Raw genomic sequence first — 22,979 nt, 5'->3', positions numbered from 1 at the left:
CACGGACCGGACGTGAACCAGACCTACGCGGTGACCGCCGTCACCGCCGTCGTCCTCGCCACCGTGCTCATCGGCGCGCTCGGGCTGCGCATCTCCCGCACCACCTCCGACTTCTACGTCGCCTCCCGCACCGTCGGCCCCCGCCTCAACGCCGCCGCCATCAGCGGCGAGTACCTCTCCGCCGCCTCCTTCCTGGGCATCGCCGGACTCGTCCTCCTCCAGGGCCCCGACATGCTCTGGTACCCGGTCGGCTACACCGCCGGCTACCTCGTCCTGCTGGTCCTGGTCGCCGCCCCGCTGCGCCGCTCCGGCGCGTACACGCTCTCCGACTTCGCCGAGGCCCGCCTCGAATCGCCCGAGGCACGCCGGCTGGCCAGCCTCTTCGTCGTCGGTATCGGCTGGCTGTACCTCCTGCCGCAGCTCCAGGGCGCGGGCCTGACGCTGGAGATCCTCACCGGCGCCCCCGACTGGGTCGGGGGGCTCGTCGTCGCCGTCGTCGTCACGGGCGCGGTGGCGGCGGGCGGGATGCGGAGCATCACCTTCGTGCAGGCCTTCCAGTACTGGCTCAAGCTCACCGCCCTGCTGGTCCCCGCGCTGTTCCTGGTCTCCGCCTGGTGGGGCGACGAGGCGCCGCGCGCCCGGTTCGACGCGCCCGCCGTCTTCCGGGAGCACACCGCCGTGACGGTCGGCGACACCGTACGCATCGACGTCGACGCGCCGCTCACCCTCACCGTCTCCGGGCGCGTCGACTCCACCGCGTACGAGGAGGACCGCGTCACGCTCGCCGAGGGGAGCCACCGTGTCGAGGCCGGGACCACGCTGCGCTTCCCGGAGGGCGCGCGCGTGCCCGAGCGGGCCGCCACCGGCACCGATCCGGTCGGCTGGTCACAGCCGCTGGCGGGCGGCCACGACGGCCACCAGCTGTACGCCACGTACGGGCTGATCCTCGCCACGTTCCTCGGCACCATGGGGCTGCCGCACGTGGCCGTCCGCTTCTACACCAGCCCCGACGGGCGCACCGCCCGCCGCACCACGCTCGTCGTCCTCGGCCTGGTGGGCGCCTTCTACCTGCTGCCCCCGGTGTACGGCGCGCTCGGCAGGATCTACGCGCCCGAGCTCGCCCTCACCGGCGCGGCGGACGCCGCCGTGCTGGTCCTGCCCGACCGTGTGCTCGGCGGGACGGCCGGCGAGCTGCTGGGCGCGCTGCTGGCGGGCGGGGCGTTCGCGGCGTTCCTGTCGACGGCGTCGGGGCTGACCATGTCGGTGGCGGGGGTGCTCAGCCAGGACGTGCTTCCCTCGCGCGGCGTACGGCACTTCCGGCTGGCGACCCTGCTCGCCGTGGCGGTGCCGCTGGCGGTCAGCCTGGTGGCCACGAACGTGCCGGTGGCGGACGCGGTGGGGCTGGCGTTCGCCGTGTCGGCGTCCTCGTTCTGCCCGCTGCTGGTGCTGGGCATCTGGTGGCGGCGCCTCACGCCGCCCGGCGCGATGGCCGGTCTCGTGGCGGGCGGCGGGGCCGCGCTCACGGCCGTGATGGCGACCCGGGCGGGGCTCGCCCCGGAGGGGTGGCCGCACACGCTGATGGCGTGGCCCGCCGTCTGGTCCGTGCCGCTCGGCTTCCTGACGATGGTCGCCGTCTCGCTCGCCACGCCCCGCCGCGTCCCGGCCGGCACGCCCGCGATCCTGGCCCGGCTCCACCTGCCCGAGGACCTGGTCGGCCGGCCGTCGCGGCGCGACCAGGGCCGCGCGACGGAACGCCCGGCCGACCCGGCCGAACCGGACCCGGGAGCCCACGAGCACCCGGGCGGCGGCCCCTGGAAGCGCCCGGCGGGCAGCGGGGCGGGAGGGTCACGGGGCAGCGCAGCGGAGAGCCCGCACGGCGGTGACGAGCGGCGGGCGCAGGGCAGCCCCGAGGAGCCTCGGCGCGGCCGCCGGGCGGAGCGCCCGTACCGTAGCGCCGGGGACGGCGCCCGCCCGTGGGGGGCCGACCGGTGAGCGGCACGCTCCTCGCGGCCCTCGGCACCGCCGGGGCCCTCCTCCTCGTCGCCGGGTTCGCGCTCGGGCGGCTCACCGCGCGGCGGACCGGGAAGGACGTGCTGGACCTCGGCACCCCCGTCGAACGCGCCACCTTCCACACCCTCCACACCGCGTCCCTCGCCGCCCCGCCCCTGCGCGCCGGGCTCACCGAGGACACCGCGCGCAAGGCCGCCCGGCGGCTGCGGTCGCTGCTCGGGACGGAGGCGCTGTGCCTCACCGACCGTACGGCCGTCCTCGCCTGGGACGGCCCCGGCGGCGACCACCACCGCGCCCAGGTGATGGAACGGGTCGCCGAGCTGCTCGGCTCGGGGCGGGGCCAGAGCGTGCGCGCCGCGTGCGACGAGCCGGACTGCCCGCTGCGCTGGGCGGTGATCGCGCCGCTGACCGGCGAGGAGGGCGTGCTCGGCGCCCTCGTCGCGTACGGGTCGCGCGAGTCGGCGGTGCTGGTACGGGCCGCGACGGAGGTGGCCCGCTGGGTCTCCGTACAGCTGGAACTGGCCGAGCTGGACCGGTCCCGTACCCGGTTGATCGAGGCGGAGATCCGGGCCCTGCGCGCCCAGATCTCCCCGCACTTCATCTTCAACTCGCTCGCCGCCATCGCGTCCTTCGTCCGCACCGACCCCGAACGCGCCCGCGAACTCCTCCTGGAGTTCGCCGACTTCACCCGCTACTCGTTCCGGCGGCACGGCGAGTTCACCCAGCTCGCCGACGAGTTGCGCTCCATCGAGCAGTACCTGGCGCTCGCCGGGGCACGCTTCGGCGACCGGCTCCAGGTGACCCTCCAGGTGGCGCCCGAGGTGCTGCCGGTGACGCTGCCGTTCCTGTGCCTCCAGCCGCTGGTCGAGAACGCCGTCAAGCACGGCCTGGAGGACTCCCGCACCACCTGCCGGGTGACCATCGCGGCCGAGGACGCGGGCGCCGAGGCCGTCGTCACCATCGAGGACGACGGCGTCGGCATGGAACCGGACGTGCTGCGGGCCATCCTCGCGGGCGAGCGCCCCCAGGCCTCCGGCATCGGGCTGTGCAACGTCGACGAACGGCTGCGCCAGGTGTACGGGGACGACTACGGGCTCGTGGTCGAGACGGGCGTCGGCGCGGGCATGAAAGTCACGGTCCGTGTCCCGAAGTACCGCCCGGGTGTCCACCGCGATCCACCCACGTCCGTTCAGGCATGAAAAGTCCCGGTATGGGGACGCGGGTGCAAGGCGGTGATCGCTCACCGGGAGGCAACCATGCGCATCCATGATCACTACGAGCTGGACTTCGGGCAGGAAGACGTCGTGCGGGTGCACCGTACGGACCGCACCGGGGCCGGCGGGCACCCCGTCTACGCCGACGACACGGGCATCGTGCTGGCGGAGATAAGCGACCGGGGCGAGGTGCGGATGCTCGCCAGCGGCGGCCATCAGGACCTGCCCAACAGGGTCCGGGCACGTCCCGTCCAGCCGCACTGAGCCGACCGGACAGAGGTCAGTACAGCCGCAGCGCCAGGTGCCCGAGCGGGAGGCCCAGACGCCATGACGGCAGCCACACCGCCTCGGACTCGTCGACCACGAGCCCGGGGGCCGGGCCGCCCGACAGCGCGCCCAGGTCGGTGGCGAGCAGGTGCGTGCCCTCCAGCAGGCGCCAGGTCTCCCGGGCGAGTGCCAGGCCCTCGTCCTCGTCGCCGTCGCGCTCCCGCCGCGCGGCCAGCCGTTCGCGTACCCAGTCCTCCCAGGGGTGGCCGTGCGCGGTACGTGTCAGCCACTCCTCCAGCCGGTGCTCGGCGCCCGGGCCGGAGGCGTCGTCGGTGCCGTCGCCCAGGTAGACGGTGAGCGCCAGCGTGCGGCGGCCCGCCTGGTACTCCAGGGAGCCGGGTTCGACCAGGCCACCGGCTCTCAGTAGTTCGTCGGCGATGTACTCGGCACACAGCCAGGCCATCGGGACGGCCAGCCCGCCCCCGCCGGTGCCGTTCGTGCTCTCGGGCCGCAACGTTCCCACCTTCTCCCGGACGTTCTGCGTGTGCGTGTGGTCCTCGACGACGAGCCTCTACCGTCAGGCACGGCCCGGGGCCGCTCTTTGCTCAACTCGGCGGTGTGGTTTCGCATACATTCCGGCCGGGGCCGTGACGCACGGGCGGCAGTGCGCCCGGAGGGGAGCGTGGGGCGGGAGCGTTCAGGACGGGAGCGAGCCGGAGAGCGTCCGGCTGTAGCCGGGCAGGCACCGGCCGAGCGCCCGCAGCGCGTAGTGCGACCGCGACTTGACCGTCCCGGCCGGTATACCCAGATCGGCCGCGGCCTCGTTCACGGTCAGGCCGTCGAAGTAGATCCGTACGAGCACGGCGCGGTGCTCGGGGCTCAGCTCCCGTACCGCTGCGCGCACGTCGAGCGCGGCGACGGCGGACTCGGTGACGTCCGAGGGGTCGGGGGTGCTCGCGAGCACGCCGTCCCCGATCTCGGTGGGGCGGGCCATCCGGGACCGGCGGGCGTCGATCGCCAGGCGCCGGCCGACCGTGAAGAGCCACGGACGCATCGACTCGTACGGGGCCTCGAACGCCTCGGGGTGCTGCCAGGCGCGGACCAGCGTCTCCTGGAGCAGGTCCTCGGCGCGCTGCTTGTCCCCGTAGGTCAGGCCGAGCAGGAAGCTCAGCAGCGCGGGCCCGTGTTCACGCTGGAGCTCCTCCAGGGCCCGCTCGTCGGTGGTCGCCGTCGTCATCGTCACACCCTTTCCCGCCGTACTCGAACGCCGTACTCAGACCCTCGACGCGTATACGAACGCATCCGGGCCCGCAGGGACAGGCGCCGCACCGGGGTGTGCGACGAGCGGTCACACCGAGCGGCGAATGGTGCGGTGAGCGGTCACGTGGACCGTGAGGTCCCTTTTCGCTGCATTTGTATGATTTTCCGCATTTAAGGATTGACTGATCCTCATTTCCCATAGGGATTCAGGGGAGCACACCTCACGTCTCCCAAGCCCCTGAAGCCCCACGGAGCCCGGCTGATGACCACCACACGCATCCGACGGTCCACGGTGGCGGTGGCCGCCGTCCTTCTCTCCGCGGCGGCAGGCTGTGCCGGTGCCGAGCCGGAGCCGCACACCGCCGCAGTCCCGGCGGGCCGCACCCAGCAGGCCGCCCCGCCCGTGCCCTCATCGGCGGGTGGCCCCGCCGCCGCGCCCGCGCGCGGGTTCACCCTCGTGGCCAGCGGCGACATCCTGCCGCACGCCTCGATCATCCGGCAGGCCCAGGCGGACGCCGGCGGCAACGGCTACGACTTCCGCCCCATGCTCTCCGGCGTCAAGCCCGTCGTCTCCAAGGCCGACCTGGCCATCTGCCACATGGAGACGGTGTACGGGAAGGAGGGCGGCCCCTACACCGGCTACCCGTCCTTCAAGTCCCCGCCCCAGGTCGCCACCGCGCTCGCCGTCACCGGATACGACTCCTGCTCCACCGCCTCCAACCACACCCTGGACGACGGCGCCGCGGGCCTCGGCCGCACCCTGGACGCCCTCGACAAGGTGGGCGTCCGCCACGCCGGTTCCGCCCGCACCGCCGCCGAGGCCGCCCGGCCCACCCTGCTCAAGGCGGGCGGCGCCACGGTGGCCCACCTGGCGTACACCTACGGCACCAACGGCATCCCGCTGCCCCAGGGCAGGCCCTGGGCGGTCAACCTCATCAACGAGAACAAGATCCTCGCCGACGCGCGGACGGCCCGCGCCGCCGGTGCCGATGTCGTCGTGGTCAGCCTGCACTGGGGCACGGAGTGGCAGACCGCTCCGGACGCCCAGCAGCTGAGCCTCGGCCGGAGCCTCACCGCGTCCGCGACCGGCGGCCGCCCCGACATCGACCTGATCATCGGCACCCACGCCCACGTCCCGCAGGCGTACGAGAAGGTCAACGGCACCTGGATCATCTACGGCATGGGCGACCAGATCGCCGGCGACATGATCAACTACCAGGGTGCCTTCGACCCGCGCGGCAACCAGGGCACCATCGGCCGCTTCACCTTCACCCCGCCCGCCACGCCCGGCGGCCGCTGGGACGTGGCGAAGGCGGAGTTCCTCCCGCAGTGGTTCAACACCGGGACGGGCCGGGTGGTCAACCTCAACGCCGCGATCAGGGCGGGCGACAACCTCACCGGCGTACGCGACCGCATCCAGCAGGTCACCCTCAGCCGCGGCGCGGCCGACGACGGCCTGCTGATGGGGGAGTAGCCCGCCGGCTCACCCCCGCGATCAGTAACGAGACGAGGACGGCGGGCCCCGCCGTGCCGTTGGCGACCGTGCCGACGAGGGTGAAGATGCCCGCGCCGATGATGCCGCCGACACCGATGGCGGTGAGCTGCCACAGCCCCAGCGTCCGGGTGAGTCGTTCCTCCTCGACGCCCTCGTCGATCAGTGCGATGGGTTTGCGGCGCAGGATGCCCCGCCCCGAACGGATTCCGGCCAGGAGCGTCACCTCTTTGCCGACGGCATCGACTGACGGCGGATCATGATGGCCCAGCGCGGGCCCGGGCGGAAGACGACACACATCGCCACCGCCGGTTCCCGCCGGTCGCCTGCTGGTCCCATCGGGTGCAATCGGCTGCCCGGCCGGTGTGGGTCAGGGGCACATGGCATCCGCCATGCGAGTTATTAGTCATGAAAAAGGATCAACTGCCTACGGGGCGGCGGATGGTGCTGCGCATCGCCGCCGCACTCGGGGCCACCACGACCTTCGGGCTCTTCGCCCTGGAGCGGACCGGCGCACCACCCCGGCCCGCCGCCCCTCTGCCGCCCGGCGCCGCCGGCCCACCGGTGGGCGTCCAGGGGGGCCCGCGCCTGGCGCCGTCCTCGTACCGGCTCCAGCCGATGACCGCGTACGCGCCGCCCCGCTACCGCCGCGCCCTGCCGCCCGTGCGGCAGCGGCCCTTCCTGCGGGTCTCCGGCGCCGGCCGATCGATGGTCCTCTCCTTCGACGACGGCCCCGACCCCCGCTACACCCCCGCCATCCTCCGTACGCTGCGCAAACACGGCGTACGCGCCATGTTCTTCGTCTGCGGCGAGATGGCGGCCGTCAACCCGGACCTGCTGCGGGAGATGGCGGACGACGGCCACGTGGTGGGCAACCACTCCTGGTCCCACCCGCTCATCCCCAGGCTCCGGCCCTCCCGCATCCGCGACGAACTGGGCAGCACCAGCGACATCATCGAGCGCACCCTCGGCTCCCCGCCGCTGTGGTACCGGGCCCCCTACGGCGCCTGGAACCGGCACTCCTTCGAGATCGGCGCCGAACTGGGCATGGAGCCGCTCGCCTGGACGGTGGACACACTGGACTGGAAGGAGCCCGGCGCGCACGTGATCGTACGCCGGGTGCTCGACGGGGCCGGGCCCGGCGTCATCGTGCTCTCCCACGACGCGGGCGGCGACCGCTCCCAGAGCGTGGCCGCGCTGCGCGCCTACCTGCCGGAGCTGCTGGCCGCCGGCTACCACCTCACCGTGCCGCGCCGGTGAGGCGCGTACGGCGCCCGCTGAGCGGCCGGCCGCTCAGCGGGTCGCCACCATGCGCGCGAAGACGACCACGTTGCCGTCGTAGCCGTTGGCCTTCGAGTATCCGCCGCCACAAGTGATCACGCGCAGCTCCGGGTGCCCGGTGTCGCCGTACACGCGCACACCGGGGAAGTCCTCCTTGGAGAAGACCTCGATGCCGTACACCTCGAACACGGCCACCCGGCCGTCATAGCGCGTGACCTCCACGAGGCCGCCCTTCTTGAGCGACCCCAGACCGTAGAAGACGGCAGGGCCCGCCTCGTTGTCGACATGGCCGACGATGACCGACGTACCGCGCTGCCCGGGGGAGATGCCGTTCTGGTACCAGCCGGCCATGTTGCGGTCCTGGGCCGGCGGCGCGTCGATCCAGCCGTCCTGGTCCAGCCCGACGTCCATGATCGGGGCGTCGACGTCGATCGACTCGATCCGGATCCGGGAGGCGGGCGCGTACGCGAGCGGTCGCAGGCCGGCGGGCGGGACCGGGGCCGTGCCAGCGCGGCGGGTGTCCGAGACGGCGGCGGGAGCCGGCTGGGGCGGGCCGGGCTGCGGGTCGACGCCGTTGCGCATCATCGCGAGACCAGTGAGCATGACGAGAGCCAGTGCGCCCCACGGTGAGCGTCTCCTCGACTCGAAGCCACTGTGGTCCAGGCCCATGGTTCTCCCTTCGCGGCGTAGTACGACGCTAAGTGCGCCCCGCCGCACAGGCGATCAGGGGAGGGGCGAACGGGTGGCACGCGCCAGGGGTGATGACCCATCCGAGTAGTCGTCGTACGGAATCCCCGACGGCCCCCTGACGGTCCGTGACCTGGGGCTCCGTCAGTTGAGCGCGCGGGGATGTCGGCGTGTCGGCTCACCGGGGTGGACGAGTTCCGAAATGCGGTAATAGGACGGACTTGTGAAGGTTCGTGGTGGAAGGCGTACTCGTCGAATCTCCCGGAGCGCCGCTTCGGGGCGTCTTCCACTGGAGGTTCAACGATGCGTGCTTCACGCGCTCTCGCGGTGGCCGCCACCGCCGGCGCGGCCATCGGGCTCTGCGCCCCCCTGGCCGCCGCCAACAACGGTCCGACCAACGTCACGGTCTCCCCGACCCGGGTGCACCAGGGCGGCCAGCTCGCGGTCAGTGCCATGGGGTGCGGCCACGGCGGCACGGTCACGTCCAACGCCTTCCCCAAGACGGCCCTCACCGTCAACGCCTCGGGTCACTCGGCCGCCACGCCGCGGATCTACGACCACGCCACGCCGGGGCAGTACAACCTGGCTGTCAAGTGCAGCGACCACCCCATGGTGGTCACCCGGACCTTCACGGTCGTGCGCGGGCACGGGGCCCGGGGCGGCATCGGCGGCTCCATGGCCCCGAGCTCCACCGAGATGGCCATCGGCGGCGCCCTGGTCGCCACGGCGGCCGTCGGCGGCGGGCTGTTCATCAGCCGCCGCCGCCGTGTGAACGGCGGAAAGGTCTGACCGGCCGAACCTCCCGGTCGGCCGAATACGCCCGTCGCCCCGAGTCCTGACCGACCAGGACTCGGGGCGACGGGCTTGTTGTTCCCGCTGCCGGGCCGCCCGGTCAGTGGCGACGGCTTTCGGCGCGGCGGCGCAGCATGTAGATGATCCCGGTGGCGGCCGCGACCACCAGGGCCGTCCCAGCCGCGAGCTCGCCGGCGTTCAGGCCGCCGATGCTGCCGCCCACACCGCCGCGTACGCCCTGAGTGGGCGCCGCGGGGGTCACCGTCCGGGTGGCGGTCACCGTCGGCACGGCGGTCGAGCTGGTGGTCGGAGTGCTGGTGGCGCGGGCGATGGTGAGGTCGACGGTGCCCGGCGTGCCACCGGCGCACGTGAAGGACACCGTGTAGACCGCGGCTCGCTTGGCGTCCCAGTCGACGGTGGCCGTCGCGGAACGGCCGGCCGGAATGGTGACCGTGTCGAAGACGCCCGAGGACGCCATCGCGGTGCCGGGGCAGCCGGGGGCAGTGAGCACGACCCTGCCGCCCGGCTGGACGGTCGAGGGGCTGATGGCGAAGTCACCGGGGGCGAACTTTCCGGAAGCCACCGCCGGGGCGGGGGCGGTCAGGGCGAGAGCGGCCGCTCCGAGGAGAGCGGCGGAGGCGGCACCTATCGCGCGCATCGTCAATCCTCCGGGTCCCGAGGAGCAGCTGCGGAACGGATTTCCACAAAGCGTCTGATATGCACCTCGATGCCGGAAACGCTAGGAGCGCCTTACCACAGCCGCGATCTCAGGCGAGCGAATGGGGCACCGAGGTCCCCCGGACGGCGGACGTCAGCCTCCGAGGTGTTCGAGGTGGGGGAAGAGGTTCAGGAAGGGATCGGGTGTCGCGGAGACCCCACGGCCGAACGGCGCGTCGAAGGCCCAGATCAGGAACAGCAGGAAGGCGATCAGCGCGCTGAAGAGGCCCGCGAGCAGCAGTTCGCGGAACGTACGCCGGATCTGGAGCGTGAAGATGAGCCCCACCGCGATCAGCGCTCCCGTGATCAGCCCGAACCACACCACACCCGGCATGGTCGCCCCCGCGTTCTCGGCCCGGGCGCTCCGCGCGTCGTCGGCGACCGCCACCTGGTCCACCAGCGGCTGGTACGCCTCGCCCTCGTGGTCGTCGGCCGGCCGGTAGTCCGAGACGTCGCGGCGCACCCGCTCCAGCAGCTCGGTGCCCTTCTCGGTCAGCTCGCCCCGGTCGGCCATGTGCTGCCACTCGGTGCCGACGACATGCGTGACGTACGCGTCCACGTCGGCGCGGATGCGCATCCGTACCCCGGCGGGCCAGACCTCCGCCCTGGCCGACACCTCGTGCAGCGCCTGGGCCTCCTGACGGACGCTCTCCTGCGCGGCGCTGCGGCCCTCCCAGACGCCGGCGATGGCCAGGCCCAGCACGATCGCGTACACCACGCCGATCATCATCGTCATGTACTCGAGGACGTCCGGGGTCTCGGACGGGTCGTCGTCGTCACCGATGCGGCGGTTGTTGATGACGACGATGGTCAGGACGACCGCGCACGCGGCGGCCATCGCGATGGACAGGACGAGCCATTCCGACAAGGTGTTCTCCGGGCGGTGGGTGCTAGCGGGAGGAGCGGGAGCGCAGTGCGGCGGCGGCGAGCACCGCGGGGGCCATGATCACGAGCATCACGGTGACCGTGGAGGGGCCGCCGGCCGGTTCGGCCCGCTGCGCGCGCCGGTAGGCGGGCAGCGGGACGGTCGTCGGGGAAGGAGGTGCGGGACGCGGCGTCGCGGTGGGGGCCGGTTCCGGTTCCGGGGGCGGGGGCGGCTCCGGCTGCTGTGGTGGCGGCGGGGCCGGCGCGGGAGGCGGTGGGGGTGGGGGCGGTGGTGGTGCGGGCGGCGGCGGTGGCTCCGGGACGACCCGCACGGGAGGCGGTGGTGGCGGTGGCGGTGGCGGCGGCTCCGGTGCGGGCGGCTCGGGCGGGGGAGGGGGCTCCGGTGCGGGCGAGGGCCCCGCCGTGCAGGTGGCGCCGCCCGCGACCGCGACGGCCGGTTCGGGCGTACCGGGGCCGATGTGGGCGATGGCGCAACTGTCGGCCGCCGCGGGCAGCGGGGCGGTCAGCAGCCAGCCCAGGGCGGCGGCCGCCAAGAGTCGCGCGACGAGGGTTCCGTACACGCCGTTGAGCATGATCGCTCAGTGCCCCGGCGTCGCCTGGAACCGGTGTGATTCGCCTGATGGAAGGGTTTTTCGTAACCCCCGTCCCGCCGCCGGAGAAATTTTCCCGGCGCGTTGAACACGCGCCGCCCTCCCGCCCGTACTTAGGGCCATGAACGGCACGCCTGGGCGTCGCCGAACTACCTCGATACAAACGGGAGTTGACATGAAGACCTGGCGGAACGCCTCGCTCGCGCTGTCCGCGGCGGCCGTGCTCGCGCTGACGACGGCGTGCGGTCAGGACAAGGGGGACCAAGCCCCCGCCGGTTCGGTCGGCGCCGCCGCACCGGCGGGCGCGCCCGCCGAGAACGGCGCCGGCTATGGTTCGGGCGCCGGGTACGGTTCCGGCGCCGGCTCCGGAGGGGAGGCGGCCGCCGCCAAGCCGGCCGGTCAGCTCGCCATTTGGGACAGCAAGGAGCTCGGCAAGGTCGTCACCGACAGCGAGGGCCTCACGCTCTACCGCTTCGACAAGGACACCCCGAACCCGCCCAAGTCCGCCTGCGAGGGCGACTGCGCGAAGGCCTGGCCCGTGGTGGCCGCCGAGGGCGCCAAGCCCCCGGCCGGTGTCGACGCCTCCCTGATGGGTGAGGTGACCCGCGCCGACGGCACCAAGCAACTCACCATCGACGGCTGGCCGATGTACCGGTACGCCAAGGACACCAAGCCCGGCGACACCAAGGGCCAGGGCGTGGGCGGCACGTGGTTCGCGGCCGCCCCCGACGGCAAGAAGGCGGCCCTGGCCGACGGCGGCGACGAGGGGGCCGCCGACGGCGAGGGCACCGACGAGGGGGCGGCCGAGGAGCAGGGCGGCGGCGCGGACGGGGGTGCGCCGGCCGACCTGGCGGGCCTGTCCGTCCGCAAGGACCCCAAGCTCGGCGAGATCGTCGTCGACAAGAACGGGATGACGGTCTACCGGTTCGAGAAGGACTCGGCGTGGCCCATGAAGACCGCCTGCACCGGCGAGTGCCTGGAGAAGTGGCCGGTCGTCGCGCCCGTCGACAAGAACGACACCGAGGGCATCTCCACGAAGGGCTACGTCACCTTCAACCGGCCCGACGGCATCAAGCAGCAGACCATCGACTGCTGGCCCCTCTACACCTTCGCGGGCGACAAGAAGCCCGGTGACACCAACGGTCAGGGCGTGGGCGGCACCTGGTTCGCCGTCTCGCCCACCGGAAAGATGGTCGCGACGTCCAAGTAGAGTCCCCACGTACGTCGCGACCCGGGTGTCCGGCCACCGGCCCCACCGGCCCGGACACCCCGCCGGCCCGCCCGACCCACGCTCCCCGCGTGAGCGGCGGGCCGGTCGCACGTGCCACGGACGCCGCACGTGCCACTGTCCAGTGACCGAGACGTGTGACCAAGAACGGATCGATAATTTCCGTTTCCCCTCGCCCTCCCGGCGGGCGATCAGTAGCCTCGGCTCGAACACTGGCCATGAACACGGCCGCATTCCGTGGCGACTTGTTGGAGACATCGATGGAGCGTCCCGCCTGGGCCCCGCCGGGCATCGACATTTCGGTGCCGAGCGTGTCCCGCATTTACGACTACTACCTGGGCGGCTCGCACAATTTCGAGGTGGACCGCGAAGCGGCCCGCAAGGTCATGGAGTTCGTGCCGGGTCTTCCCAAGATCCAGCAGGCCAACCGGGCGTTCATGCGCCGGGCGGTACGGTACGCCGTGAGCGAGGGCATCACCCAGTTCCTCGACATAGGCTCCGGCATCCCCACCTTCGGCAACGTCCACGAGGTCGCCCAGGGCGCCGCCCCCGAAGCCCGCGTCCTGTACGTCGACCACGACCCCGTGGCCGTCGCGCACAGCCAGGCCGTACTGGAAGGCAACGCGAACGCCGGGGTCCTCGCCGCCGACCTGCGAAAGCCGCGGGACATCCTCGCCGCCCCCGAGACCGGTTCCCTCCTCGACCTGGACCGGCCCGTGGCCCTGCTGCTGGTCTCCGTCCTGCACTTCGTGCAGGACACGGACGAACCACAGCGTGCCGTCGCCGAGTTGCGTGACGCGCTCGCGCCCGGCAGCCTCCTGATCGTCAGCCATGCCTCGTACGAGGGCATCCCGCTGCCGCAGGAACGCGTGGGCGGCGCGGTGGACGTCTACCGCGACATCCGCAACCCGCTGGTGATGCGGACGCGCGAGGAGATCGCGCGCTTCTTCGACGGGTTCCGGATGGTCGAACCGGGTCTCGTGTCGATGCCCGAGTGGCGGCCGGACAACCCCCTCGACCAGGAGGATCCATACGCCTTCTCGGGCTTCGCAGGGGTGGGGCGCAAGGCGTGAGCATGCCGGCGCAGGCGTCCGGTTCCGCCGCGGAACCGGACGGCCCGGAGGACAGACTCCAGCGGTTCGCGACCATCTGGAGCCGGGCCATCTTCCCCGTCACGGCCACGTCGATGACCCGTTCCGAGACGGAGCGGCACCTGCTGCCGCTGGCACGGGACCTGAGCGACGCGCTGCACGGGAGGCCGTTCGACCCGACGCCCGCGCACCGCGTCGGAGCCGCCCTGGTGGCCGCGCACTGCACCGACCCGGACGCGCTCAGCCGTACCCTCGGCGTGGTCGACTCCTATCTGGTGCTGTACTGCGGGGGTAACGGGCCAAGCGCCGGGGCCGAGGAGCTCCGGGCCCGCTGCGCCCGGCTCCAGCACGCGCTCGCGGCCGGATTCGCCCAGGCGCTGCGCGAACGCACCCTCGCCGAGCAGGAGGCCATCGCCCGCTCGGCGCTCGCGGCGCGCAGCTTCGCCGAACAGGCCCTGCACGCCACCCAGGCCCGCTTCCGCGCCGTCTTCGAGGACGCGGCCATCGGCATCGGCATCGCCGACCTCGACGGCAACGTGCTGGAGGTCAACGGCGCCCTCACCCGCATGTTCGGTGGCCTGGAGCACCACGTCCGCGGCCGCAGGGTCAGCGAGTGGGTCCACCCCGAGGACGCGCCGCACGTCTGGAAGCTGTACGGGGAGCTGGTGCGCGGCGAGCGCGACCACTTCCGGGTCGAGAAGCCCTTCTACCGGGGCGACGGCACCGTCCTGTGGACCAACCTGACCGTCTCCCTGCTGCGGGACGCCGAGGGCCGCCCGCAGTACCAGCTGGCGCTGATGGAGGACACCACCGAGCGCCGGCTGCTCAACCTGCGGCTGCGGTACGAGGCGACGCACGACGCGCTGACCGGGCTGCCCAACCGGACGCTGTTCTTCGAACGGCTGGACAAGGTGCTGTCCGCGCGCGACGGCACCCGCTTCGGCCTGTGCTACCTCGACCTCGACGGCTTCAAGGCCATCAACGACAGCCTCGGCCACGCGGCCGGCGACCGGCTGCTCGTGGAGGTCGCCGACCGGCTGCAGTCCGTCGCGACCCGGCCGGGGGAGATGGTGGCCCGGCTCGGCGGCGACGAGTTCGTGGCGCTCACCACCGGCACGGACACCGAGCAGCAGGCCGACGAGCTCGCCCACCGCATCCTCGCCGCCCTGGCCACTCCCGTCCGGCTGGACGGCCGCGAGCTGACCGTGCGTGGCAGCGTCGGCATCGTCGAGGGACCGGCCGGCGAACGCGGACCGGCGGAGGTGCTGCGCAGCGCCGACATCACCATGTACCGGGCCAAATCGGCAGGCGGCAACCGTTTCGAGCGGGCGGACCCCGAGGCGGACGCCCGCGCCATCACCCGGCACGGCCTGACCACCGCGCTGCCCGCGGCCCTGGACCGGGGCGAGTTCTTCATCGAGTACCAGCCGCTGGTGCACCTCGGTGACGGCAGCGTGCACGGCGCGGAGGCCCTGGTGCGCTGGTGCCACCCGCAGCACGGCGTCCTCGGCCCCGACCGGTTCATCCCGCTCGCCGAGCACACCGGGCTGATCGTGCCGCTGGGCCGCTGGGTGCTCCAGGAAGCGGTGCGCCAGGCCCGGTTCTGGAACCGACGCCACTCCGACGGCGGCCCCCTGCGCATCAACGTCAACCTCTCACCGACGCAGCTGCACCACCCGAACCTGGTCGCCGACACCGTCGACGTACTGGAGCGCTCCGGGCTCGACCCGGGCGCCCTGTGCCTGGAGGTCACCGAGTCAGCGCTGATCGGCGCCGACGAGGATCTGCTCAAGCCGCTGCGGCAACTGGCCGAGATGGGCGTGGACATAGCCCTGGACGACTTCGGCACCGGCTACTCCAACCTGGCCAATCTGCGCCGGCTCCCGGTCAGCGTGCTGAAACTGGACCGCTCCTTCACCCAGAGCATGCAGCAGCACCCGATCGACCCGGTCGACCTGAAGATCGTCGAAGGCATCGTCTCCCTGGCGCACAGCCTGGAACTCGCCGTGACGGTCGAAGGCGTCGAAACGGGCGCGCAGGCGGAGCAACTCCGCGAACTCGGCTGCGACACGGCCCAAGGCTGGTACTACGCCCGCCCCGGCGCCCCCGACCGCATCCACGCGCTGGTCCTGGCGGACGCGGTGTAGCCGGTTGTGGGCACGCGTCCCGCCGGGGGAGGGACGGGTGGGCACAACCGGGCCACCGGCCCGCACCCTCACGGCCCCGCCCGGTACGCCCGCACCCTCACGGCCCCGCCCGGTACGCCCGCACCCTCACGGCCCCGCCCGGTACGCCCGCACCCTCACGGCCCCGTCCGGTACGCCCGCATTCTCACGGCCCCGCCCGGTGAGCCAGCAGCAGCCGCTGCAGCTCCCGAGCCGCCCGCGGCGGCGCCACATCGCTGCGGTGCGCGAGCGCGATGGTGCGCCGCAGCCCCGGCCGCGCCAACGCCGTCACCCGCAGGTCCCGCCCCGCCCGCGCCGCCACCATCGCGGGCACGACCGCCACGCCCAGCCCCGCCCGGACGAACCCCAGCACCGCGTCCATCTCGCCGCCCTCCACCGTGAACGACGGCTCGAACCCCTCCGCGCGGCACGCCGCGACCGTCAGGTCCCGCAGGTCGTAGCCGTGCCGGAACATCACCAGCGGCTGGCCTTCCAGATCCGCGATCCGCACCGGCCGGCGAGGGGCGGGCGCCGCCGCCGAGGACACCACCACCAGGTCCTCGTGGAGCAGCTCGACGGTCGTCAGGGCCGGTGACGGGGTCGGCAGCGGCAGCACCACCAGGGCCAGGTCGAGCGACCCGCGCGCCAGCTCCCGTACGAGATCATGGGAGCCGCTCTCCTCGATCAGCAGCTGGATGCCCGGGTGCAGGTCATGGAAGGCGCGCAGCACATCGGGCAGCAGCCCGGTGCACAGGCTCGGCGTCGCGCCCAGCCGCACCCGCCCGCGCCGCAGCTGGGCCAGCTCCTGCACCTCGTGGCGCGCGGTGTCGGCGTCCGCCAGGATGCGGCGGGCCAGCGGCAGCAGCGCCTCGCCCGCGTCCGTGAGCGCGATGTTGCCGCGCGCCCGGCTGAAGAGCTCGGCGCCCAGCTCCTTCTCCAGCGCCCTGATCTGCTGCGACAGCGACGGCTGGGAGACATGGACCCGCTCGGCGGCCCGGGTGAAGTGGCGGGTCTCGGCCACGGCCACGAAGTACTGGAGCTGCTGGAACTGCATACCACCCACCATAAGCCGCTTCATAGAGACTGCCTATGGATATGAGCCGGACCATGTCTTGGACCTCTGGCCCTACCCGCCCCTACCGTCTGGTGCCATGGCTCTGGCAACGCGGACGGATCGACAACCGTCCCTCACGCGCACCTTCTGGCGGTCCACCGTCGGCAAGAAGACGGTCATGGCCGTCAGCGGCCTGATCATGATCGGCTATCTCGTCGCGCATGTGATGGGCAACCTGAAGGTCTTCTTCGGCCCCGGTGAGTTCAACGCGTACGGCCACTGGCTGCGCACCATGGGCGAGCCGGTCCTGCACTACGAGTGGGGCCTGTGGATCGCCCGGGTGGTGCTGCTCACGGCCGTGATCGCCCACGGCGTCTCCGCGTACCAGCTCAGCCGGCGCGACATCAGGGCCCGCCCCACCGCGTACGTCCACAAGCGGCGCCGCGCGAGCTACGCGACCCGCACCATGCGCTGGGGCGGCGTGATCGTGGCGCTGTTCATCGTCTGGCACATCCTGGACCTGACGACGCTGACGGTGAACCCGAACGCGCAGCCGGGGCATCCGTACGAGAACGTCGTCGCGACCTTCTCCACCTGGTACGGCAACGTCATCTACATCGTCGCGATGCTCGCCGTCGGCCTGCACATCCGGCACGGCTTCTGGTCCGCCGCGCAGACCCTCGGCGTGGGCAACGCGAGGCGCGACCGGGCGCTCAAGACCCTGGCCAACGTCCTCGCGCTCGTGCTGACCGCGGGCTTCGTCTCCGTACCCGTCGCCGTCATGACCGGAGTGGTGAGCTGATCCATGAGCTACCTCGATTACGAAGTCGGCGCCCCGATCGCCGACGCCAAAGCACCGGCCGGGCCCATAGCCGAACGCTGGGACAAGCGCCGCTTCGAGGCGAAGCTGGTCAACCCGGCCAACCGCCGCAAGCACACGGTCATCGTCGTCGGCACCGGCCTCGCGGGCGGCTCCGCGGGGGCCACCCTGGCCGAACAGGGCTACCACGTCGTCCAGTTCTGCTACCAGGACTCGCCGCGTCGCGCCCACTCCATCGCCGCGCAAGGCGGCATCAACGCGGCCAAGAACTACCGCAACGACGGCGACTCCATCCACCGCCTGTTCTACGACACCGTCAAGGGCGGTGACTTCCGCGCCCGCGAGTCCAACGTCCACCGGCTCGCGCAGATCTCCGTCGAGATCATCGACCAGTGCGTCGCCCAGGGCGTGCCCTTCGCCCGTGAGTACGGCGGTCTCCTCGACACCCGTTCCTTCGGCGGCGTCCAGGTCTCCCGCACCTTCTACGCCCGCGGCCAGACGGGCCAGCAGCTGCTGCTGGGCGCGTACCAGGCGCTGTCCCGGCAGATCGCGGCGGGCAACGTCGAGCTGCACCCGCGCACCGAGATGCTCGACCTGATCGTGGTCGACGGCCGGGCGCGCGGCATCGTCGCCCGTGACCTCGTCACCGGCGAGATCACCACCCACTTCGCGGACGCGGTGGTCCTGGCGTCCGGCGGCTACGGCAACGTCTTCTACCTGTCGACGAACGCCATGAACTCCAACGCCACCGCGATCTGGCGGGCACACCGGCGCGGCGCGTACTTCGCCAACCCCTGCTTCACCCAGATCCACCCCACCTGCATCCCGCGCACCGGCGACCACCAGTCCAAGCTGACCCTGATGAGCGAGTCGCTGCGCAACGACGGCCGCATCTGGGTGCCCAAGGCACGCGGTGACCGGCGGCCGCCGAACGAGATCCCCGAGGACGAGCGCGACTACTACCTGGAGCGGATCTACCCGTCCTTCGGCAACCTCGTCCCGCGCGACATCGCCTCCCGGGCCGCCAAGAACGTCTGCGACGAGGGCCGTGGTGTCGGCCCCGGCGGCCAGGGGGTCTACCTGGACTTCGCCGACGCCATCGAGCGGATGGGCCGGGCGGCGGTGGAGGCGAAGTACGGCAACCTCTTCGACATGTACCAGCGGATCACCGACGAGGATCCGTACGAGGTGCCGATGCGGATCTACCCCGCCGTGCACTACACGATGGGCGGGCTGTGGGTCGACTACGACCTCCAGACCACCGTTCCCGGCCTCTTCGCCATCGGCGAGGCCAACTTCTCCGACCACGGCGCCAACCGGCTCGGCGCGTCGGCGCTGATGCAGGGCCTGGCCGACGGGTACTTCGTCCTGCCGTCCACCATCAACGACTACCTCGCCCGCAACCCGCTCACGGAGCCGGTCACCGACGAGCACCCCGTCGTACGGGACGTCGTCACCGAGACCGAGGGCCGGCTCGCCCGGCTCCTCGCGGTCGACGGGGACCGCACCCCCGACTCCTTCCACCGTGAGGTGGGCGAGTTGATGTGGGAGTTCTGCGGCATGGCCCGCACCGCGGACGGGCTGCGCAAGGCGCTCGACCGGATCCCCGCCATCCGCGAGGAGTTCTGGCGCCGCATCAAGGTGCCGGGCACCGGTGAGGAGTTCAACCAGTCGCTGGAGAAGGCCAACCGCGTCGTCGACTACCTGGAGCTGGCCGAGCTGATGTGCCTCGACGCGCTGCACCGCTCGGAGTCGTGCGGCGGTCACTTCCGCGAGGAGTCCCAGACGCCGGACGGCGAGGCCGCCCGTAAGGACGAGGAGTTCTCGTACGCCGCCGCCTGGGAGTTCAGTGGCACCGGCGACGCCCCTGTCCTGCACAAGGAAGACCTCGTCTTCGAGTACGTCCACCCCACCCAGCGGAGCTACGCATGAAGCTCAAGTTGCGCGTCTGGCGCCAGAAGAACGCCGACGCCCCCGGCGCCATGGCCACCTACGAGGTGGACGGCATCTCCAAGGACATGTCCTTCCTGGAAATGCTCGACACCCTCAACGAGGAGCTCATCCTCCGGGGCGAGGACCCGGTCGCCTTCGACCACGACTGCCGTGAGGGCATCTGCGGGGCCTGCTCGCTGGTCATCAACGGCGACGCGCACGGGCCCGAGCGCACCACGAGCTGCCAGCTCCACATGCGGGCGTTCCAGGACGGCGACACGATCGACATCGAGCCGTGGCGGGCCGCCGCCTTCCCGGTCGTCAAGGACCTGGTGGTGGACCGGTCGGCGTTCGACCGGATCATCCAGGCCGGCGGCTACATCAGCGCCCCGACCGGCTCCGCGCCGGAGGCGCACGCCACGCCCGTGCCCAAGGCGGACGCCGACTTCGCCTTCGAGCACGCCGAGTGCATCGGCTGCGGCGCCTGTGTGGCGGCCTGTCCCAACGGTTCGGCGATGCTCTTCACCTCGGCGAAGGTCAACCACCTCAATGTGCTGCCGCAGGGCGCCCCGGAGCGCGAGACCCGGGTGCTGGACATGGTGCGCGTCATGGACGAGGAGGGCTTCGGCGGCTGCACGCTGACCGGCGAGTGCGCCACGGCCTGCCCGAAGGGCATCCCGCTGCCGTCGATCGCGGCGATGAACAAGGAGTGGCTGCGGGCGACGCGCAAGGCGCCGCGGCGCGGCTGATTCCGGACAGTCTCCGGGCGTGAGCCGGACCACGCCGACCGCCCCGGAACGGAAGATTCTTCACGAGGTTGTCACATCCTCCGCAAGACTTTCGTTCCGGGGCTTTCGCGTGCCCGTCAACAACAAGATCAACTTGGTTCAATTCTGCACTATAGGTGGTGAGTTGTCCGTATCGCGGCCAACCGGAACCTGCGGAATTCCCCGCTCCGAAAACCCCCGATAGGCATGGGTCGTGCCGGGGGCACATGACCAATCCCCCGGCGGTACACCGACCACCGCACCACTCAGGGGGTTACCCATGTCCAGAATCACGCGCCGCCGCGCCCTCGGCGTCGCCACCTCGGCCGCCGCGGGCCTCGCCGCCGGTCGCGCCCTCACGGCTCCCGCCCAGGCCTCGGCCGCACCGGCCCACCAGGGCGCCGGCCAGGAGACGTTCGACGAGATATTCATGGGCCGCCGCATCCAGGGCGGCCCTTCCCACGGCGACGGCCACCACGGGGGACACGGCGGGGAACACGGCTCCGGCTACTCCGTACGCATCGACGGCGAGGAACTGCACGTCATGCGGAACGCCGACGGCACCTGGATCAGCGTGATCAACCACTACGAGCCGCTCGCCACGCCCCGCGCCGTGGCCCGCGCCGCCGTCCGCGAACTGCAGGGCGCCCCGCTCGTCCCCGTCGCCACCGCCTGATCACGATCCGGAGCCGCACCATCATGACCGTACGCAAGAACCAGGCCCAGCTGACCGCCACCGAGAAGCGGCGCTTCGTCGACGCCGTACTGGAGCTCAAGCGAACCGGCCAGTACGACACGTTCGTCACCACCCACAACGCCTTCATCATGAGCGACACCGACAACGGCGACCGGGTCGGCCACCGTTCGCCGTCCTTCCTCCCCTGGCACCGGCGCTTCCTCCTCCAGTTCGAGCAGGCGCTCCAGGCCGTCGACCCGGCCGTCGCCCTGCCCTACTGGGACTGGACCGTGGCCCGCACGCCCCGCGCCTCCCTCTGGGCCCCCGACTTCCTCGGCGGCACCGGCCGCGCCCGCGACGGCCAGGTCATGGACGGCCCGTTCGCCCGCACCGGCAACCGCTGGACCATCTCCGTACGCGTCGACGGCCGCGACTACCTGCGCCGGGCCCTCGGCGCCGGCGGCCGTGGGCTCCCCACCCGGGCCGAGGTCGACGCCGTCCTCGCCATGGAGACGTACGACATGCCCCCGTGGAACAGCGCCTCCGACGGCTTCCGCAACCACCTGGAGGGCTGGCGCGGCGCCAACCTCCACAACCGCGTCCATGTGTGGGTCGGCGGCCACATGGCCACCGGGGCCTCCCCGAACGACCCGGTGTTCTGGCTCCACCACGCCTTCATCGACAAGCTGTGGGCCGACTGGCAGGCCCGTCACCCCGCTCCACCTACCTCCCGGCCGCCGGCACCCCGGACGTCGTCGACCTGAACGACACCATGCGCCCGTGGAACGACGTCACCCCGGCCGACATGCTCGACCACACCCGCCACTACACGTACGACACGGCCGCCTAGGACCCGTCGCAGCACCCGGCGCCGCCCGCCCCGCCGGGATGCCGCCGGCGGCCCTGAAGCACTGGTGAAACCCTGTGGAAGCGGTGTCGGTGGGGCCGCTTATGCTGCACCGGACGCAAACGCGGGACCAGGGGAGGGCGCGGCATGTTCGGCAAGCTGTTCGGCAGGGGTGCGGAGGGAGTGGCGGCGGATCCGTACGCCCTGCCCGTGCCGCGCAGGCAGAAGAACGGGACGTACACGCTGCGGGCACTCGGGGACACCCGGGTGCTCGCGCTGGTGGAGGCGGCCGACGCGGGCGACTGGGAAGCGGTCAAAGCGGCGCTGGCCCCCTTCGATCTCGGCCGCGACCACCAGGTCCTGGACGAACTCGCCGACCTGGACGGCGTGCAGGACTGGATCGGCCGGGCCGTCGAGGAGGACAAGGAGCACCGGGCGACCGCGCTGCTGATATCCGGGGCGCGTCACATCTCCTGGGGCTGGGAGGCACGCACCGCAGCGCGTGCCGTCGACGTCACGCAGGAGCAGTGGCGGATCTTCCACGAGCGGCTCCACATCGCCGAGGAGCAGTTGCTCGAGGCCGCCGAGTCGCGGCCCGAGTGGGTCACTCCCTGGCGGCTCCTCCTCACCTCCGGCCGAGGCATGTCGCTGGACCGCGCCGTCAACGAGACCCGGTTCGGCGCCGCCCTGCGCCGCGACCCGCTGGACCTGGAGACCCACCTCGAGTGGGTGTCGCAGTTGCAGCCCCGCTGGGGCGGCGAGCCCGGCCAGGCCCTGGCGTTCGCCCGTGACGCGCTCACCCGCACTCCGCCGGGGCACCGCCTCGGCTGCGTGATCGCCATGGCGCACATCGAGGAATGGGTGGAGTCCGACCGCGGGGACTGCCTCGTGGACCCCCGCGTCCAGGCGGAGCTGCGGGACGCGGCCGACCACAGCATCCTGCACCCCGCCTACGTACGGCGCCCGGGCTGGCAGGGCGACTTCAACATGTTCGCCATGGCCCTGTCGCTGTCCGGTGAGCGCCACACGATCCGGCGCGTCTTCCACGCCCTGGACGGCGCCTGCACCACGTGGCCCTGGACCTACTACGCCGAGCCCGAGAAGGAGTTCGCGCGCGCCCACCGCCGCGCCTGAGCACCCGCCGGCCGCCGAGCCCGCCCGCCCGTCCGCCACCCGCCACCCGTCACCCGTCGCTCCTCGCACT

Annotated in this window: 21 protein-coding genes and 2 pseudogenes; 15 read left to right on the top strand and 8 right to left on the bottom strand. The window is 72.4% G+C overall.

The genetic code is table 11. The features are described from left to right. The first annotated feature begins 12 nt into the window (after positions 1-12). Genes AMK26_RS33040 through AMK26_RS33030 form a run of 3 tightly spaced genes read left to right on the top strand, consistent with a single transcriptional unit; the run spans position 13 to position 3,488 of the window. Positions 13-1,992: a sodium/solute symporter gene (locus tag AMK26_RS33040; protein ID WP_241838195.1), complete on the top strand. Its 1,980-nt coding sequence runs from the start codon at positions 13-15 to the stop codon at positions 1,990-1,992. Continuing rightward, positions 1,989-3,209, top strand: a complete 1,221-nt coding sequence (locus AMK26_RS33035; RefSeq protein ID WP_073759910.1) for a sensor histidine kinase — start codon at positions 1,989-1,991, stop codon at positions 3,207-3,209. Before AMK26_RS33040 ends, AMK26_RS33035 begins: the two co-directional genes overlap by 4 nt. Positions 3,210-3,266: 57 nt before the next feature. Continuing rightward, on the top strand, positions 3,267-3,488 hold the full coding sequence (locus AMK26_RS33030) for a DUF6296 family protein (protein WP_073759534.1): 222 nt from the start codon (positions 3,267-3,269) through the stop codon (positions 3,486-3,488). A 16-nt stretch (positions 3,489-3,504) separates the two neighbouring features. Here the strand turns inward: AMK26_RS33030 and AMK26_RS33025 are convergent, their stop codons facing one another. Beyond that, positions 3,505-4,005 carry a hypothetical protein gene (locus AMK26_RS33025; protein ID WP_079277945.1) on the bottom strand — a complete coding sequence of 167 codons (501 nt, stop codon included), beginning with the start codon at positions 4,003-4,005 and terminating at the stop codon, positions 3,505-3,507. Positions 4,006-4,188: 183 nt separating this feature from the next. Then, a complete protein-coding gene (locus tag AMK26_RS33020; RefSeq protein ID WP_073759906.1) occupies positions 4,189-4,728 on the bottom strand; it encodes a sigma-70 family RNA polymerase sigma factor in 540 nt (179 codons plus the stop codon). A gap of 285 nt (positions 4,729-5,013) precedes the next feature. Between AMK26_RS33020 and AMK26_RS33015 the strand changes: the two genes are divergently transcribed. Beyond that, complete coding sequence (locus AMK26_RS33015) at positions 5,014-6,225, top strand: CapA family protein (protein WP_073759532.1); 1,212 nt, start codon at positions 5,014-5,016, stop codon at positions 6,223-6,225. Here the strand turns inward: AMK26_RS33015 and AMK26_RS33010 are convergent. Then, a pseudogene (locus tag AMK26_RS33010) lies at positions 6,224-6,460 on the bottom strand (amino acid permease); the annotation flags it as partial. The gene AMK26_RS33015 and the pseudogene AMK26_RS33010 sit on opposite strands and share 2 nt — an antisense overlap. 191 nt (positions 6,461-6,651) lie before the next feature. Here AMK26_RS33010 and AMK26_RS33005 point away from each other — a divergent pair. After that, positions 6,652-7,503: a polysaccharide deacetylase family protein gene (locus tag AMK26_RS33005; protein ID WP_073759531.1), complete on the top strand. Its 852-nt coding sequence runs from the start codon at positions 6,652-6,654 to the stop codon at positions 7,501-7,503. 33 nt (positions 7,504-7,536) lie between these two features. Here AMK26_RS33005 and AMK26_RS33000 read toward each other — a convergent pair whose 3' ends face one another. Then, the gene (locus AMK26_RS33000) at positions 7,537-8,193 is read right to left on the bottom strand and encodes a class F sortase (protein WP_073759529.1); all 657 of its coding nucleotides are present in this window, start codon (positions 8,191-8,193) and stop codon (positions 7,537-7,539) included. A gap of 321 nt (positions 8,194-8,514) precedes the next feature. On the opposite strand from AMK26_RS33000, the gene AMK26_RS32995 reads away from it, so the two are divergent. After that, positions 8,515-9,000, top strand: a complete 486-nt coding sequence (locus tag AMK26_RS32995) for a hypothetical protein (protein WP_073759527.1) — start codon at positions 8,515-8,517, stop codon at positions 8,998-9,000. Positions 9,001-9,103: 103 nt separating this feature from the next. Here AMK26_RS32995 and AMK26_RS32990 read toward each other — a convergent pair whose 3' ends face one another. The 3 genes from AMK26_RS32990 to AMK26_RS38470 all read right to left on the bottom strand — a co-directional run bounded on the left by AMK26_RS32990 (position 9,104) and on the right by AMK26_RS38470 (position 11,165). Beyond that, positions 9,104-9,661, bottom strand: coding sequence for a hypothetical protein (locus AMK26_RS32990; protein WP_073759525.1), 558 nt, complete (start codon positions 9,659-9,661; stop codon positions 9,104-9,106). A gap of 153 nt (positions 9,662-9,814) precedes the next feature. After that, positions 9,815-10,588: a bestrophin-like domain gene (locus AMK26_RS32985; RefSeq protein ID WP_073759523.1), complete on the bottom strand. Its 774-nt coding sequence runs from the start codon at positions 10,586-10,588 to the stop codon at positions 9,815-9,817. Between the two features lie 22 nt (positions 10,589-10,610). After that, positions 10,611-11,165 carry a hypothetical protein gene (locus AMK26_RS38470; protein WP_158071169.1) on the bottom strand — a complete coding sequence of 185 codons (555 nt, stop codon included), beginning with the start codon at positions 11,163-11,165 and terminating at the stop codon, positions 10,611-10,613. A gap of 205 nt (positions 11,166-11,370) precedes the next feature. On the opposite strand from AMK26_RS38470, the gene AMK26_RS32975 reads away from it, so the two are divergent. From AMK26_RS32975 to AMK26_RS32965, 3 genes are all read left to right on the top strand, one after another. Beyond that, on the top strand, positions 11,371-12,405 hold the full coding sequence (locus AMK26_RS32975; protein ID WP_073759519.1) for an SCO0930 family lipoprotein: 1,035 nt from the start codon (positions 11,371-11,373) through the stop codon (positions 12,403-12,405). A gap of 278 nt (positions 12,406-12,683) precedes the next feature. Continuing rightward, positions 12,684-13,496 (top strand): SAM-dependent methyltransferase, encoded by an 813-nt coding sequence (locus tag AMK26_RS32970; RefSeq protein ID WP_073759517.1) that lies wholly within the window; start codon positions 12,684-12,686, stop codon positions 13,494-13,496. Further along, the gene (locus AMK26_RS32965) at positions 13,493-15,661 is read left to right on the top strand and encodes a putative bifunctional diguanylate cyclase/phosphodiesterase (protein WP_073759515.1); all 2,169 of its coding nucleotides are present in this window, start codon (positions 13,493-13,495) and stop codon (positions 15,659-15,661) included. Before AMK26_RS32970 ends, AMK26_RS32965 begins: the two co-directional genes overlap by 4 nt. A gap of 184 nt (positions 15,662-15,845) precedes the next feature. On the opposite strand, the gene AMK26_RS32960 is transcribed toward AMK26_RS32965, so the two are convergent. Then, entirely contained in the window at positions 15,846-16,733 is an 888-nt protein-coding gene (locus AMK26_RS32960; RefSeq protein ID WP_073759513.1) for a LysR family transcriptional regulator, read from the bottom strand. A gap of 97 nt (positions 16,734-16,830) precedes the next feature. Between AMK26_RS32960 and AMK26_RS36500 the strand changes: the two genes are divergently transcribed. The 6 genes and pseudogenes from AMK26_RS36500 (at position 16,831) to AMK26_RS32935 (ending at position 22,909) form a co-directional block, all read left to right on the top strand. Next, positions 16,831-17,535: a succinate dehydrogenase cytochrome b subunit gene (locus AMK26_RS36500; RefSeq protein ID WP_107421101.1), complete on the top strand. Its 705-nt coding sequence runs from the start codon at positions 16,831-16,833 to the stop codon at positions 17,533-17,535. Between the two features lie 3 nt (positions 17,536-17,538). Continuing rightward, complete coding sequence (locus AMK26_RS32955; RefSeq protein ID WP_107421100.1) at positions 17,539-19,485, top strand: fumarate reductase/succinate dehydrogenase flavoprotein subunit; 1,947 nt, start codon at positions 17,539-17,541, stop codon at positions 19,483-19,485. Further along, positions 19,482-20,234, top strand: coding sequence for a succinate dehydrogenase/fumarate reductase iron-sulfur subunit (locus AMK26_RS32950; RefSeq protein ID WP_073759511.1), 753 nt, complete (start codon positions 19,482-19,484; stop codon positions 20,232-20,234). Before AMK26_RS32955 ends, AMK26_RS32950 begins: the two co-directional genes overlap by 4 nt. 298 nt (positions 20,235-20,532) lie before the next feature. Next, positions 20,533-20,928 (top strand): apotyrosinase chaperone MelC1, encoded by a 396-nt coding sequence (gene melC1, locus AMK26_RS32945; RefSeq protein WP_073759509.1) that lies wholly within the window; start codon positions 20,533-20,535, stop codon positions 20,926-20,928. A 23-nt stretch (positions 20,929-20,951) separates the two neighbouring features. Next, positions 20,952-21,778, top strand: a pseudogene (gene melC2 / locus AMK26_RS32940) (tyrosinase MelC2). A 144-nt stretch (positions 21,779-21,922) separates the two neighbouring features. Continuing rightward, on the top strand, positions 21,923-22,909 hold the full coding sequence (locus AMK26_RS32935; RefSeq protein WP_073759507.1) for a hypothetical protein: 987 nt from the start codon (positions 21,923-21,925) through the stop codon (positions 22,907-22,909). Positions 22,910-22,979 lie beyond the last annotated feature (70 nt).

It is taken from the genome of Streptomyces sp. CB03234 (assembly GCF_001905885.1).
In the GTDB taxonomy this organism is placed as follows: Bacteria; Actinomycetota; Actinomycetes; order Streptomycetales; family Streptomycetaceae; genus Streptomyces.
This window is presented reverse-complemented; position numbering and strand designations above follow the sequence as displayed.

What these genes read in the sequence shown, in the direction of transcription:
- AMK26_RS33030 (WP_073759534.1), top strand. Translation starts at nt 3,267, where the DNA reads ATGCGCATCCATGATCACTACGAGCTGGACTTCGGGCAGGAAGACGTC.
- AMK26_RS33020 (WP_073759906.1), bottom strand. Translation starts at nt 4,728, where the DNA reads ATGACGACGGCGACCACCGACGAGCGGGCCCTGGAGGAGCTCCAGCGT.
- AMK26_RS33015 (WP_073759532.1), top strand. Translation starts at nt 5,014, where the DNA reads ATGACCACCACACGCATCCGACGGTCCACGGTGGCGGTGGCCGCCGTC.
- AMK26_RS33005 (WP_073759531.1), top strand. Translation starts at nt 6,652, where the DNA reads ATGAAAAAGGATCAACTGCCTACGGGGCGGCGGATGGTGCTGCGCATC.
- AMK26_RS33000 (WP_073759529.1), bottom strand. Translation starts at nt 8,193, where the DNA reads ATGGGCCTGGACCACAGTGGCTTCGAGTCGAGGAGACGCTCACCGTGG.
- AMK26_RS32995 (WP_073759527.1), top strand. Translation starts at nt 8,515, where the DNA reads ATGCGTGCTTCACGCGCTCTCGCGGTGGCCGCCACCGCCGGCGCGGCC.
- AMK26_RS32990 (WP_073759525.1), bottom strand. Translation starts at nt 9,661, where the DNA reads ATGCGCGCGATAGGTGCCGCCTCCGCCGCTCTCCTCGGAGCGGCCGCT.
- AMK26_RS32975 (WP_073759519.1), top strand. Translation starts at nt 11,371, where the DNA reads ATGAAGACCTGGCGGAACGCCTCGCTCGCGCTGTCCGCGGCGGCCGTG.
- AMK26_RS32970 (WP_073759517.1), top strand. Translation starts at nt 12,684, where the DNA reads ATGGAGCGTCCCGCCTGGGCCCCGCCGGGCATCGACATTTCGGTGCCG.
- AMK26_RS32960 (WP_073759513.1), bottom strand. Translation starts at nt 16,733, where the DNA reads ATGCAGTTCCAGCAGCTCCAGTACTTCGTGGCCGTGGCCGAGACCCGC.
- AMK26_RS36500 (WP_107421101.1), top strand. Translation starts at nt 16,831, where the DNA reads ATGGCTCTGGCAACGCGGACGGATCGACAACCGTCCCTCACGCGCACC.
- AMK26_RS32955 (WP_107421100.1), top strand. Translation starts at nt 17,539, where the DNA reads ATGAGCTACCTCGATTACGAAGTCGGCGCCCCGATCGCCGACGCCAAA.
- AMK26_RS32950 (WP_073759511.1), top strand. Translation starts at nt 19,482, where the DNA reads ATGAAGCTCAAGTTGCGCGTCTGGCGCCAGAAGAACGCCGACGCCCCC.
- melC1 (WP_073759509.1), top strand. Translation starts at nt 20,533, where the DNA reads ATGTCCAGAATCACGCGCCGCCGCGCCCTCGGCGTCGCCACCTCGGCC.
- AMK26_RS32935 (WP_073759507.1), top strand. Translation starts at nt 21,923, where the DNA reads ATGTTCGGCAAGCTGTTCGGCAGGGGTGCGGAGGGAGTGGCGGCGGAT.